This is a genomic window from Aequorivita vitellina (assembly GCF_022008365.1).
GTDB lineage: Bacteria > Bacteroidota > Bacteroidia > Flavobacteriales > Flavobacteriaceae > Aequorivita > Aequorivita vitellina.
In genome coordinates this window covers 99,193-113,506 of sequence record NZ_JAIRBA010000001.1, presented here as the reverse complement: position 1 = coordinate 113,506, position 14,314 = coordinate 99,193, and the positions used below count along the sequence as shown (strand labels likewise).

Sequence of the window (14,314 nt, the reverse complement as noted above, 5' to 3'; positions counted from 1 at the left end):
TAACTAACATAACAACCCAATAACAAAATAACTTTTTTAATGTTTCTTTTTCCGTTTCAGAAATATACGAAGAATGATAACAACTGTAATTGCAACGAGAAATAAAGGCCAAAGGTATAAAATGCCAATAAAAAATACCGAAATACCATTCCAGCCACCTTGCAGTGCGTTTTTCATTTTTTGTCCGTAAGACTGTGTAACGCCAGTTTCTGCAGTGGTTTTATAGAATTCTATATGAACCGTGCTCATTGAAACTTGAGTTTGCAAATATTGTAAACGGCCCTGTTTTGCTTCAATTTCTTCGCGAATATTTGAAAGCTCGCGTTCTATTTCTAGCATTTCCTTTACATTGTTTGCTTTTTTCAGCAATTCCAAATAACGATCTTCTAAGGTGCGTTTGGCTTTTAATCGGGCTTGTAGATCTACAAATTCTTCGGAAACATCTTGCCTGCTAATATCACGTCGATCAAAATAAGATACTCCTTCGGAAATACCGTCAACAAACGATTGAAAATTTTCTGTGGGAATGCGAACGACTAAATTTTTATAAATTCTATTGTAATCTTTTCCGCTGTTGTCGCTTTGCACCAAACCTTTGTATTGCGATGCCAGCTGAAGAATTTTTTTGTGCGTGGCATCAACGTCTTTGGTTTCATAGGCCAAGCGAGCGGTTTTAATTATTTTTTGCTCATCTTGCAATGGCGGTGTCTGTGGAGTAAGTTGCTGTGTGATTGGAATTTCTTCAGCAATTTCTATCCCAGCCATTGAAGGTTCTGCTAGGTAATTTTTATTGGAACCGCTATTTGTACATCCCAAAACAAACAATAAAAGTAAAGTGCTAAATATCTTCATCTCGTAATTTTTTAAGCAGCTTTACCGTTGCTTTTTCAAGTTGGTCGTACTGCGGTTTAACTTTTCCTAAGTATAGAAAAAGCAGTACAAATTTCTTGCCGCTAATTTCTTCAAGCAGGTGTTTGTTAAGCCTGTATGCTTCGCGAAGTTGACGTTTAATGCGGTTTCGGTCTACTGCCGATTTAAAATTTTTTTTTGGAACAGCAAAAGCGACAAGATTATTTTCAATGTCTTGTTTTGGAAGAAAAAATAATTTAATAGGAAATTTAAAATGCGCATCACCTTCTAAAAACAATTTTTCAATTGTCTTAGCGCTTTTTAATTTTTCGGTTTTTGGAAATTTTTGGTTCACAATGTAAATATATAAAAAGAAAGACCTCACAGGTTTCAAAAAACTATGAGGTCTAAAAATTGTATTTTGAAAGCTATTATTCTGCCTCCCAAATATTATTTTCTGGATAAATATCTGCCATTCTGCGAGTGGCATCAATCATCATATTTTTTACTTTTTTTCCGTTTTTTATTTCAAAAGTATAGGTGGGATAAGCCCAGGCCCAATCTTCTAAAACGGTTCGGTTTAAATCTGAAAACGGATTTGGTTTTTCACCCCAGGTCATTCGCAATGGAATGTAAAATAATTCTTGGGTGCCGTCTTCGTAGGTTACGTAAAGGTCTATTGGCATTGGCATTAAACCAATTCTTTCTAAAGTTACCTTTGTATATTCTTCATCGTTAATAACAGTTTTTATTCCGTAATCAATCGTGTTTGTGGTTTGGGTCCAATCTGTTAAATACCAATCCAATTCAAAACCCGAAACTTTTTCGGCAGTGCGAATAAAATCGTTTGGTGTTGGATGTTTAAATTTAAATTCTGAATAAAAACGCTTTAAGGTTTTTGAAAGATTTTCGGGACCCACAACATAGCCTAATTGCGTTAAAAACACAGAACCTTTGCTGTAAGCATTAACGCCATAAGCGCGGTTACTAGCGTATCTATCGGCGTGTGTACTTAATGGTTGTTCATTGCCACTGGTAGCCATGTAAAGATAATTTCTGTACGATCCGGCGTGCGGATTTGGTTTATTTTCTTGCATAACATAATTCATTGCTTCGTCTGAAATATATGATGTAAAACCTTCATCCATCCACTCGTGTTTAAGTTCGTTTGTTGCTAAAACAAATTGAAACCAAGAATGTGCCAGCTCGTGTGCTGTTACCCCTACTAAGCTTCCAAATTCGCGTTGGCCAGTAATCATCGTGCTCATGGCGTACTCCATTCCGCCATCGCCCCCTTGAATTACGGAGTACTGTTCGTACGGATATTCTCCTATATGCTCGTTAAAAAACTCCATTAATGCTGCGGTTTTTGGCTGTAAGTTTTTCCAGTTTTCGGTAATTTCAGGATTGTTTTTATAGAAGAAATGAAGCGTAACGCCGTTGGGTCCTGGGTAGGTATCGTGTACGTATTCGTTATCTGCAGCCCAAGCAAAATCGTGTACATCTGGCGCTAAAAAGTGCCAGGTGTATTTACCTTTTTTCGGCTTCATCCATTTTTGACCCGGCTCTGTGTAGCCGTGACCAACTTCCGCCGGATTTTGAAGATAACCCGTTCCGCCAATTGTGTATTCTGCATCAATAGTTATGGTTACATCAAAATCGCCCCAAACTCCGTGAAATTCACGACCAATGTAAGGATCGGCGTGCCATCCTTCAAAATCGTATTCAGCTAGCTTTGGGTACCATTGGGTCATTGTAAGCGCAACACCTTCTGAACTATCTCTACCCGAACGGCGAACTTGCAATGGCACTTGTGCGTTCCATTCCATGTTAAAAACGGTGCTTTCGCCAGGTAAAATTGGTTCGTTCAGCATAACCTGCATCACTGTACCTTTTATAGTGTATGTTGCGGCAATGCCGTTTTGTGTAAGCAAGGTGGGTTTAATGTACCCAATTTCGTCGGGAGTGAGTTTCGAAATTCTATCGGTTACGCGGCTGTCAGGATCGGCAATTGTTCGTGATCGCACGTCCATTTCGCTTCCGGGTTGAAACGCGTTAAAATACAAATGATAAAAAACCTTGTTTAAAGTATCGGGCGAATTGTTTGTGTATTTCAGTTCCTGTGTTCCTTTATATTGAAAGTTTTTCACGTCCATTTGAACGTTCATTTTATAATCAACTTCCTGCTGCCAATAACATGTACTGTTTTGTGCAAAACCCGAAAAGAGTGTTGTTATTAAAAAAATTCCACTTAAAAACTGCTTCATTATTTAGACATTTTATCTGCCATAATTAAGGCGTTATACATATTTACCATTTTACCAGATTTCGAGATACTTGAGAAAGGTGCTGTATTTGAAACTTCCCCACCCAGAATAACATTGGTATTAACTGAAAGCCCGCTATCCATCAAAATTTGCTTTACTTGTTTTGCTGAAAGGTTTGGGTAATACGAACGAATCATTGCAGCAACCCCAGCAACTTCGGGAGCTGCCATTGATGTTCCTTGTAAAAATTCGTAGGTGTTTAATGGAGTAGTGGCCCAAATTTTAACACCAGGAGCAAATACATCAACATTGGTTTTTCCGTAATTTGAAAAGTTTGCAACCATTTCGCTGCCGTATTTAAAGTTAAGTGCTCCAACTGTTAAAAAACTATCGGCAATTTCCGGTTGATTATCAAATTGGTCATTTGGATAAACATTTACCGTGTCTAAATCAAGACCGTCATTTCCGGCTGCATTTACAATTAAAACATCTTTTGAAGCTGCGTATTTTATAGCGTCATAAACCCAGTCTGCGTGGGGAGAATAGTATTTTCCGAAGCTGGTGTTTAACACTTTTGCGCCATTATCTACCGCATAACGAATTGCCAGTGCAATATCTTTATCGTACTCATCGCCATCTGGCACAGCACGTACGGCCATAATTTGCACATTGTTTGCAACGCCGTCCATTCCAATGCCATTGTTGCGTTGCGCTGCGATTATACCTGCCACGTGGGTTCCGTGTTTTACGTTTTCTTTTGTTGGGTCTGGACCAGCCACATTATTATCTCCATAATTAGTATCGGTAATATCATCTGGATTATCGCCCAAAACACCACGGAAATCTTTGGTCATATTAAAATTATCTTCAAGCCTTCCGTTGAAATATTCAATTCCACCTTCAAGTTCCTTTAAAACTTCGGGAACCGAATCGGCAAAATTCAACATTTGGTCTAGCATTGCTATTTGGTGCTGCTCTTGTGGCGAAGGGTTTTTTATACCTGCTAAATCTTCTTTAGTGTAATCTTCTTTCCCAAGTTTTCTAACCATAGCTTGGTGTGTAGGCATTAATTGCGACACAATTTGTTCGTAGCGTTCTTTGTTGGTTGCAATTTCTGAATATTCTTTTTCATATTCGGCCTTTGCTTTTTGATAGAGTGCAAAATCTTTGCGGTCTGCAGCGCTAATTGAAGATTCACTTTTGCCTTCAAATTTTGGTTTAAATTTTCTGATGATTCGCACATATTCCATGTTTTCACCAATAATATCGCCAATAAAATTCCAGCCGTGAACATCGTCTATATAACCGTTGTTGTCGTCGTCTATGCCATTTCCGGGAATTTCGCCTGGATTGGTCCAAAGTACATTTTTAAGGTCTTCGTGGTCAATATCTACACCGCTGTCAATTACGCCAACAATTACTGTTGTGCCTTTGCGTTTTTTAATTATATCGCTGTATGCTTTATTCACGCTCATTCCTGGTACGGTATCTTTCACCAAATCCATCGCCGGCCAATTTTTTAGTTGTGCATCTGTTAGCGGAACAACTTTTAATGGATTGGCATCAATGTTTTCAATTGGGGTAGCAACGATTGCCGCGCCACTGCCACAACTTGCCATAAAGGCTGAAATTGCAATTGCAAAAAGGGAGGTTCTAAATATTTTCATTTCTAAAATAAAGAGTTAATTAAAAAAATCGTTGAGTGATAATGTTTCGTTTAAACGAACACCTTTATCAGTATTTTTCACGGTTATTATTGGGTTGTGAGCATCGTGTTCAAGAAAAAGATAGAAATTATTTTCTGCTGCTTTGTTCAGAAATTTTTCTTTTTCGGGTAGTGTGAGTAGCGGACGCGTATCGTATCCCATTACAAAAGGAAGCGGTAAATGGCCCGCGGTAGGCAGTAAATCTGCCATAAATACCAAAGTTTTACCTTTATAATTTATATGCGGAATCATTTGTTTATCGGTATGGCCATCCACAAATAGAATTCCGAAGTCAAGTTCGTTAGCCTCTGCAAAATCTGAATTGGGTTGCGCCACAAATTTTAATTGTCCGCTTTCCTGCATAGGCATAATATTTTCTTTTAAAAAGGAAGCTTGTTCCCTGCGGTTTGGTTTTGTTGCCCATTGCCAATGATCTTTATTGCTCCAATAGGTTGCGTTTTTAAAAGCAGGCTCATAACCGGTGCGATCTTTATTCCATTGCACACTGCCGCCACAATGATCAAAGTGAAGATGCGTCATAAACACATCTGTAATATCATCGGGATGAAAGCCGTGTTTTTTCAAGGAATCGTCAAGGTTAAAATTTCCCCATCGGTAATAATAACCAAAGAATTTATCACTTTGTTTGTTGCCCATCCCAGTATCTATCAGGGTTAACCGATTGTCATTTTCAATAAGAAGACAGCGCGCGGCAATGTCTATCATATTATTTGCATCTGCTGGATTGGTTCTGGTCCAAAGCGTTTTTGGTACAACGCCAAACATGGCACCACCATCTAATTTAAAATTGCCGGATTCAATAGGAAATAATTGCATAATCTGAAGAATGAGTCGCAAATTAGCAAAAGCGTTACAGACCAAGACTGAAGTATAAATTAATTATACTATTTTTAACAAATTAAAATTTTTTCGTGGAAGCGAAAAGTTTTATTTTGCCAAAACACCCAACTGAATGGTAGAACTTGCAGGAATTATAATTCTAGGAATATTGGCCCAATGGGTCGCGTGGAAGTTTAAGATACCCGCTATTTTACCTTTAATTTTGATTGGGCTATTGGTTGGCCCTTTATCCACCTTTCTGTCTGAAGATGGAACCCAATGGCTTCAACCAATTTGGAACGGGGAAAAAGGACTTTTCCCGGGCGAAAATCTTTTCTATTTTGTTTCATTAGCGGTAGGTATCATTCTTTTTGAAGGAGGTCTAACACTTAAAAGGGAAGAAATTTCTAAAGTTGGTTCCGCAATTGGCAAGTTAATTAGCATAGGTGCCGCTATCACTTTTATTGGTGCTGGGGTAGCTGCACATTACGTATTCGGACTTAATTGGCGTATATCGTTTCTTTTTTCGGCATTGATTATTGTAACAGGTCCAACCGTAATTACTCCAATTTTACGAAACATTCCACTTAAAAAAGATGTGGCCGCAGTACTTAGATGGGAAGGTATTTTAATTGATCCCATTGGTGCGTTGGTTGCTGTTTTGGTATATGAATTTATTAGCGTTGAAGGCGACTCGGGCTACACCAAACAAGCGTTGTTAGATTTCGGAAAAATTGTTTTAATTGGAATGACCTTTGGCGTCTCGGCAGGATATGCACTTTACATTTCAATAAAGAAGAAGCTTGTGCCGCATTATTTATCTAATGTGGTTTCCTTATCTCTTGTTATGGCCGTTTTTGTTGCCAGCGATTTGCTTGCGCACGAATCTGGCTTATTGGCCGTTGTGGTGATGGGTATGTTTTTAGGAAATAGTGATTTGCCAAGCCTAAAAGAACTACTTTACTTTAAGGAATCTTTGAGTGTTTTATTGGTTTCAATTCTTTTTATTTTGCTAGCTGCCAATATAAGTGTTGACGATCTTTTACTAGTCTTCAATTATAAAACGGCCATTTTACTGGCCATTATAATATTTATTTTACGGCCCATGTCGGTATTTGCCAGCACCGTTGGCTCCTCTCTAAAAACCAACGAAAAGTTATTTATTAGTTGGGTAGGGCCTCGTGGGATTGTTGCGGCTGGTATTTCATCGCTCTTTGGAACCCAACTTGTTATGAAAGGAGTTGTGGGAGCAGAATATATTACACCATTGGTTTTTGCCGTTGTATTAATAACGGTTATAATCAATGCAACAACTGCAAGAATAATGGCAAGTTGGATGGGCGTATTTTTGAAAAAATCTGAAGGTATATTGATGGTTGGTGCTTCAAAAGTATCGCGATTAATTGCTACATATTTACATAAAAACAATCGTCACGTTGTACTTATAGATTCAAATCAATTAAATATAAATAGGGCGAAAGAGTTGGGCTTAGAAGCATTTACCGCAAACATTTATGCCGATGATCTTACAGATAATATTGAATTGAATGATGTGGGATATTTATTGGCAATGACGGGTAGTGATGAAATTAATAAACAAGCCATTAACCGTTTTGGGCAGTATTTTGGTGAAAATGGAACCTTTAGATTAATGACTTCTGAAGAAATGAAACAGAGACAAAATATCGCTGCCAAAGAGCTATTTTCGTACACCCACGATTACACTCGTTTTACACAGGTTGCACAAGACTTTCCATCAATACAGGAAATTCCGGTTGAAAATCACAATCAATTTTTACGCGTACTCAATATTATAAGTGAAAACCCAGATGCAATTCCACTATTCCTGAAACATGATAACGGTTTTTTAGATCTTTTAAATGCGCCATCTGAACTTGAAGTTGAAACAGGCAGCAGTCTGGTCTATTTGGGAAAACCAATGGATTTTGAAGATGTTGTAAACGCCACCAGAACTGAAAATGAAGGAAAGAGTTAAAAATAAAATTACAGTTAAAACGTTTTCATAAAAACCACTATTCGATGAAACACACTTTTTTAATTGTAGCTATTATTACAGGTTTATCGGTAATATCTTGCAAGAAAGATGAGGGTGGTAGTTGCACCACCTGCGCATCGCCACAAACTGCAGATTTTCAAGTGTGCGAGAAAAGTAATGGCAATGCAGCTGTTAATGGTCAAGATACCGGAACAGCTTATGATGTCTATATTCAAGGGCTTGTAGCTGCGGGCGCTACTTGTGGGCAATAAAACCAATAGAGCGTAAAATTAAGTTCACCGAAATCGAAATATAGTAATAAAAAAACCCTGAATTTCAGGGCTTTTTTAATTAATCGTTCAATTTAAGCACCGCCATAAACGCTTCCTGAGGAATTTCTACGTTACCTACTTGGCGCATACGTTTTTTACCTTTCTTCTGCTTTTCTAAAAGTTTACGCTTTCGCGAAATATCACCACCATAACATTTTGCGGTAACATCTTTTCGCAAGGCTTTTACAGTTTCACGAGCAATAATCTTAGCGCCAATTGCGGCTTGAATTGGAATATCGAACTGTTGTCTTGGGATAAGCTGCCGCAATTTTTCACATATTTTTTTCCCAATGTCATAAGCATTATCGCGGTGAAGTAAGGCCGAAAGTGCATCTACAACGTTTCCGTTTAGTAAAACATCTACCTTTACCAGATGCGAAACCCGCATACCAATTGGTGAATAATCAAAAGATGCATATCCTTTTGAAACGGTTTTTAATCTGTCATAAAAATCGAAAACAATTTCTGCCAAAGGCATATCAAAAGTTAGCTCAACTCTTTCGGTGGTTAAATAAGTTTGGTTGGTAATCTCGCCTCTTTTTTCAATACAAAGCGACATAACCGAACCAACAAAATCTGATTTTGTGATAATTGTAGCCTTAATATAAGGTTCTTCAACTCGGTTTAAAGATGAAGGTTCTGGCAAATCTGAAGGGTTATTTACCAAAACTATAGTATCGGGATTTTTGTTGGTATATGCGTGGTATGACACGTTGGGAACGGTGGTTATTACCGTCATGTCAAACTCCCGCTCCAATCTCTCTTGAATAATTTCTAGGTGAAGCATTCCTAAAAAACCACAACGGAAACCGAAACCAAGTGCAGCAGAACTTTCAGGTATAAAAACCAACGAAGCATCGTTAAGCTGTAACTTCTCCATGGAGTTGCGTAACTCTTCATAATCTTCCGTATCAACGGGGTAAATTCCTGCAAATACCATTGGTTTTACATCTTCAAAACCTTCAATCATATTTACAGTGGGATTTTTAGAATCTGTAATAGTATCTCCTACTTTTACTTCCTTAGCTTCTTTTATTCCAGTAATTAAATAACCTACATCGCCCGTTTTAATTACTTCTCTTGGAAATTGTTTCAATTTTAAAGTTCCCACTTCATCTGCGAAATAACTTTTTCCGGTAGCCATAAATTTAATGTGCTGCCCTTTTCTTATTTCGCCATTAAGCACTCTAAAATATGTTTCCACGCCCCGAAATGGATTGTAAACTGAATCGAAAATCAAGGCTTGTAAAGACTCGTCTGGATTGCCTTTTGGCGGTGGAATACGTTCAATAATGGCACTTAAAATGGCTTCGATTCCCAAACCTGTTTTGGCACTTGCAGGTATTACTTCATCAGCATTACAGCCTAAAAGATCCACAATATCATCGGTCACTTCTTCTACATTTGCCGACGGTAAGTCCACTTTATTCAAAACGGGAATTATCTCCAAATCATTTTCCAAAGCCAAATACAGGTTAGAAATTGTCTGTGCTTGTATGCTTTGTGCGGCATCAACAATAAGCAGTGCGCCTTCGCAAGCCGCAATAGAGCGTGAAACTTCGTACGAAAAATCTACGTGGCCCGGAGTGTCGATTAAGTTTAGCGTGTATTTTTCGCCTTTATAAACATAATCCATTTGGATGGCATGACTTTTAATGGTAATTCCGCGCTCGCGTTCCAAGTCCATACTGTCTAGTAATTGGGCCTGTTTTTCGCGATCGGTTACCGCGCCAGTGGCGTCCAAAAGTCGATCTGCCAAGGTGCTTTTTCCGTGGTCTATGTGGGCAATAATACAAAAATTGCGAATGTTCTTCATAAATTTTCCTTCTCGTGCTATTTGGTGCAAATATAGCTTAAAAGTGCGATTATATTTATTCTGGCAGAAAGACTTAAAATAATTGTTATCAAGTTGGATTTATTTCATATTTTTTTAACATATTTGTAACATATCGGCTTCAATAGGGCCGAAACTATTTGTTTTCTCCCCAGAAGATATATTTTAAATGGTGTCTCCCCAGATATCTACTTATGTTATGAGAAAATTTTTAATACTTTTATGCTGCCTTCAGCAGTGTGTTTTGTTGGCTCAAGACTTCTCGGTTTCGGGAAAAGTAAGCGATGTTGAAAATCTACCCCTTTCCTTTGTAAACGTACTGGTTTACGAAGCTGATTCGGAAAATCCTATTAAAGGTACTACCACCAATGAAGACGGTTCTTTTACCTTAAAGAGTTTACCCGAGGGAAACTATAAGTTGAATTTTAGTTATATTGGTTTTGAAGATTACCAGCAAGCCATTGAGCTTTCTTCAAATAAAAACCTGGGCACTATCGTTTTAAAAGTAAATGAACAAATGCTTGACGAAACGGTAATTACGGCAAAACTACCAACTATAAAAAAGTCTGTCGGCAAATTGGTTTTTAATGTTGAAAACACGTCGCTTTCTGTTGGCAGTACAATGGATCTTCTTAAAAAAACGCCCGGCGTTGTAGTTATTGGCGAAAATATTCAAGTTAAATTTACTTCTCCTACAATTTATATTAACGGAAAACGCGTGTATCTTTCAGATTCGGAAATAAATTCGCTGCTTGAAAATACCGATGCCACCAATATTAAATCTATTGAAGTTATTACAAACCCAAGTGCAAAATACGATGCCGACGCAGGAACAGTATTAAATATAATTACTTCAAAAGCCATTTCTATTGGGTATAAAGGCTCCGTAAACACTACATACACCCAAGGTATTTATCCGAAATATAATTTTGGAACTTCACATTTCTACAAAAATAAATGGCTAAATCTCTATGCCAGCTATACTTACAATACCAAAAAGGAATATAAAGAAGACGAAAATTACATGAGATATTTTGAACCAGATGAGATTTCAACTAAATCTATTTGGGAAACGTATTTTAACAGAACTTCAAAATATAATAACCATAATGGAAATGTAGCTTTAGACTTCACTTTAGACCAAAAAAATTCAATTGGGCTAACTTCCAATATTTCAGTTGATCCTGAAAGTAATTACCATAATAATGGACTGGCATCTATTTATAATTCTTCAAAACAATTAGACTCTACCAATACCACCTTGAGCGAGGTAAATTACAAAAAATCTAACATGTCTTTTGCACTAGATTATCAACGAATATTAGACGAAAATGGCGCTACCCTTACTGTAGCGGCCAATTATATTTATTACAACCGCGATCAAGATCAAAGTGTAAACACCGATTATTTTTTACCGAATGACGAGTTTTTAAGAAATAATAGTTTCTTGACAAACTCAACACAAAAGAGCAATATTTTTACTGGACAAGGCGATATTTCTACCAGTTATTGGGGTGGTAAATTGGAACTTGGCGCAAAATTGAGCAAAATAGATACTGAAAGTAAAATTGATTTTTTTGATACTGAAAACAATACCAACACTTTTAACAATGCGCTTTCGGATGATTTTAATTATCATGAAAAAATCTACGCCGAATATATAAACTTCGAAAGAGAATGGGAAAAATGGAGTTTTACTGCCGGATTGCGAGCAGAATACACAGAAATTGATGCCATTTCGCGTAGGCTTGGAGAAGCGAGCAATCAAGACTTTTTTGATGTTTTTCCGTCGGTGTCGGTAAATTACATTATTAACGATAATAATACCATTGGTGTTAGCTACAACCGAAGCATTCAGCGAGCACGTTACGAGAGCTTAAACCCGTTTAAATATTTTATAACTGAAAACAATTACATTGGCGGAAACCCAAATCTAGTTCCGTCCATAACCGATAAAATTACTTTAAGTTATTCGCTTAAAAACAGATGGTTATTTGATTTGTATTACGAAAACGTAGAAAACGAATTGAGTAATTTGTCATTTCAAAATAATGAAAACAGCATTTTACGAAGCGTGTATGCCAATTTAATTGAAGCCTATCAATATAGTTTTGATGTTGTTTACTATAATTCACTTACCCCTTGGTGGTATTTTCAAATAGCGACCTCTTCGTTCTATTTATCAAATAAATTTGAAGCTTTGGAAAGCTCGCAAGAAGCCTATACCAACGCTACGTATGGACAGTACCTTCAATCTTATAACAATTTTACGCTGTCAAAAGACAGAACATTTACCGCAGATCTTACTGCGCTATATATTTCTAATTTTGTCTTCGGAAACCGATATTTCAAAAACCAGAGCTATGTAAATATTTCATTTAGAAAAACATTTTGGAATCAACGAGCAAGCTTAACTGTAGGTGTTGATGATGTTTTTGATACCCTTAACGATGTTGTATCTGTAGCAAAATATTACAATCAGGACAATCGGTTTTTTATATTTCAAGAAAGTAGATTATTTCGTGTTGGATTGAAATATAACTTCGGAAACGCGCGGCTTCGCGATACCAAGAAAGAAATACAAACCGATGAAGGCGACAGGTTGGGCGGATAATAAATTCGGGCACTTTTAAAACCGACTAAATTCTTCAAAATTTGTTCAGTTATTTCATTCACATTTAATTAACTGAGTATTTACTACTTTTGCAGTTCCAAAACAAAGAAATTGCCAAAAATAGGAAACATACAACTGCCAGACTTTCCATTGCTATTAGCACCCATGGAAGACGTGAGCGATCCACCATTTCGTGCACTCTGCAAAGAGCAGGGCGCCGATGTGGTATTTACTGAATTTATCTCTTCGGAAGGGCTTATTCGCGATGCCGCCAAAAGTGTGATGAAGCTAGATATATATGAAAAGGAACGCCCCGTGGGAATCCAGATTTTTGGCGCTGTTCTGGAATCCATGCTTCGCAGTGTAGAAATAGTTGAAGCCAGCGGCCCAGATATCATTGATATTAACTTTGGCTGTCCCGTTAAAAAAGTAGTTTCAAAAGGCGCCGGCGCGGGCATTTTGAAAGATATTGATTTAATGGTAAGCCTAACCGAAGCAATGGTAAAGCACACCAAGTTGCCCGTTACCGTAAAAACACGATTAGGCTGGGATCACGATTCCATAAAGATTGTTGAGGTTGCAGAGCGTTTGCAGGACGTAGGTTGCCAAGCTATCTCCATTCACGGTCGCACCCGTGCGCAAATGTATAAGGGCGAAGCCGATTGGAAACCTATCGCCGAAGTAAAAAACAACCCACGAATGCATATTCCTGTATTTGGAAATGGCGATGTTGACACCCCCGAAAAAGCAATGGAAATGCGCGATAAATACGGTTTGGACGGCGCCATGATTGGTCGTGCCAGCATTGGCTATCCATGGTTTTTTAAAGAGGTAAAACACTATTTTAAAACTGGCGAACATTTGCCGCCACCAACAATGGCTGAGCGTGTTTATGCCGCCAAACGCCATTTACAAATGGCTATAGATTGGAAGGGCGAAACCCTCGGAGTTTTTGAAACCCGACGCCATTACACCAACTATTTTAAGGGTATTCCCAACTTTAAGGAATACCGAATGAAAATGGTAACCAGCGATGATTCTGCTTCAGTCTTTGAAGCTTTTGATGAAGTTTTGGAAGTATTCGGGGATTATGAATTTGCTTAATTGTATTAGGAGTCTTAAGTGTCTTTCTAAATAAACTGTTTTTATTTATAAATCCTTTTACCTTTGAAGAAGAAATTATCGTCATGCAGCGGCTCAAGATCCTCAATACCTATTTTATTACGCATAATGTTAAACGCTTTGTACTAGAAAAGCCACCGGAATTTACTTATACTCCGGGGCAATCGGCACATATATCCATCAATTTGCCCAACTGGAAGGACCAAATTCGTCCGTTTACCTTCACTTCTTTACAGCATTGGGAATACTTAGAATTTATCGTCAAAATTTACGAAGACCACAAAGGTGTTACTTCGCAAATGGGCAGGCTAAATACGGGCGACGAACTGTTACTTCACGATGTTTACGGCACAATCAAGTATAAAGGCCCCGGTATATTTATAGCGGGAGGTACGGGTATTACACCTTTTATTGCAATATTTAGAGCACTTTTTGAAAGTGGAAATCTACGGAATCTCGCACTTTTGTATTCCAACAAAACCAAGGAAGACATAATTTTACACGATGAATTAACGAAGATGTTAGGGCCGGCCTACAGAAATGTGTTCACACAAGAAGGCGTAATTGGTTTTCGCGAACGCAGAATTGATCGTAAATTTCTTATAGAAACAATTGGCGATTTTAACTCGCGCTTTTACGTTTGCGGCCCACAAAAATTTACCGAAGAAATTTGCAAAGCTCTGGTGAGTCTGGGCGTAGACCCCGAATTTCTTATTATTTGAATTTATAAACGGTAGCAAAAACTATGCTGCTT

11 protein-coding genes are annotated in these 14,314 nt (G+C 37.8%); 5 read left to right on the top strand and 6 right to left on the bottom strand.

Annotated elements, in window-relative coordinates; genetic code table 11:
* Positions 1-36 precede the first annotated feature (36 nt).
* The 5 genes from K8089_RS00520 to K8089_RS00500 form a co-directional block, all read right to left on the bottom strand.
* Positions 37-852: a DUF4349 domain-containing protein gene (locus K8089_RS00520; protein ID WP_237601305.1), complete on the bottom strand. Its 816-nt coding sequence runs from the start codon at positions 850-852 to the stop codon at positions 37-39.
* The gene (rnpA, locus tag K8089_RS00515) at positions 839-1,204 is read right to left on the bottom strand and encodes a ribonuclease P protein component (RefSeq protein ID WP_237601304.1); all 366 of its coding nucleotides are present in this window, start codon (positions 1,202-1,204) and stop codon (positions 839-841) included. Before rnpA ends, K8089_RS00520 begins: the two co-directional genes overlap by 14 nt.
* A 76-nt stretch (positions 1,205-1,280) precedes the next feature.
* Positions 1,281-3,116 (bottom strand): M1 family metallopeptidase, encoded by a 1,836-nt coding sequence (locus K8089_RS00510; RefSeq protein ID WP_237601303.1) that lies wholly within the window; start codon positions 3,114-3,116, stop codon positions 1,281-1,283.
* Complete coding sequence (locus K8089_RS00505) at positions 3,116-4,783, bottom strand: S8 family peptidase (RefSeq protein WP_237601302.1); 1,668 nt, start codon at positions 4,781-4,783, stop codon at positions 3,116-3,118. Before K8089_RS00505 ends, K8089_RS00510 begins: the two co-directional genes overlap by 1 nt.
* 15 nt (positions 4,784-4,798) lie before the next feature.
* Positions 4,799-5,659, bottom strand: a complete 861-nt coding sequence (locus tag K8089_RS00500) for an MBL fold metallo-hydrolase (protein WP_237601301.1) — start codon at positions 5,657-5,659, stop codon at positions 4,799-4,801.
* A gap of 136 nt (positions 5,660-5,795) precedes the next feature.
* On the opposite strand from K8089_RS00500, the gene K8089_RS00495 reads away from it, so the two are divergent.
* Both K8089_RS00495 and K8089_RS00490 read left to right on the top strand, forming a co-directional pair.
* Entirely contained in the window at positions 5,796-7,658 is a 1,863-nt protein-coding gene (locus K8089_RS00495; protein WP_237601300.1) for a cation:proton antiporter, read from the top strand.
* 44 nt (positions 7,659-7,702) lie between these two features.
* Positions 7,703-7,930, top strand: coding sequence for a hypothetical protein (locus K8089_RS00490; protein ID WP_237601299.1), 228 nt, complete (start codon positions 7,703-7,705; stop codon positions 7,928-7,930).
* 79 nt (positions 7,931-8,009) lie between these two features.
* Here the strand turns inward: K8089_RS00490 and lepA are convergent, their stop codons facing one another.
* Positions 8,010-9,806: a translation elongation factor 4 gene (gene lepA / locus K8089_RS00485; protein WP_237601298.1), complete on the bottom strand. Its 1,797-nt coding sequence runs from the start codon at positions 9,804-9,806 to the stop codon at positions 8,010-8,012.
* Between the two features lie 217 nt (positions 9,807-10,023).
* On the opposite strand from lepA, the gene K8089_RS00480 reads away from it, so the two are divergent.
* The 3 genes from K8089_RS00480 to K8089_RS00470 all read left to right on the top strand — a co-directional run bounded on the left by K8089_RS00480 (position 10,024) and on the right by K8089_RS00470 (position 14,282).
* Positions 10,024-12,438, top strand: coding sequence for a TonB-dependent receptor domain-containing protein (locus K8089_RS00480; RefSeq protein WP_237601297.1), 2,415 nt, complete (start codon positions 10,024-10,026; stop codon positions 12,436-12,438).
* A gap of 111 nt (positions 12,439-12,549) precedes the next feature.
* Complete coding sequence (dusB, locus tag K8089_RS00475) at positions 12,550-13,542, top strand: tRNA dihydrouridine synthase DusB (RefSeq protein WP_237601296.1); 993 nt, start codon at positions 12,550-12,552, stop codon at positions 13,540-13,542.
* Between the two features lie 83 nt (positions 13,543-13,625).
* On the top strand, positions 13,626-14,282 hold the full coding sequence (locus K8089_RS00470; protein ID WP_237601295.1) for an FAD-binding oxidoreductase: 657 nt from the start codon (positions 13,626-13,628) through the stop codon (positions 14,280-14,282).
* Positions 14,283-14,314: the final 32 nt, after the last annotated feature.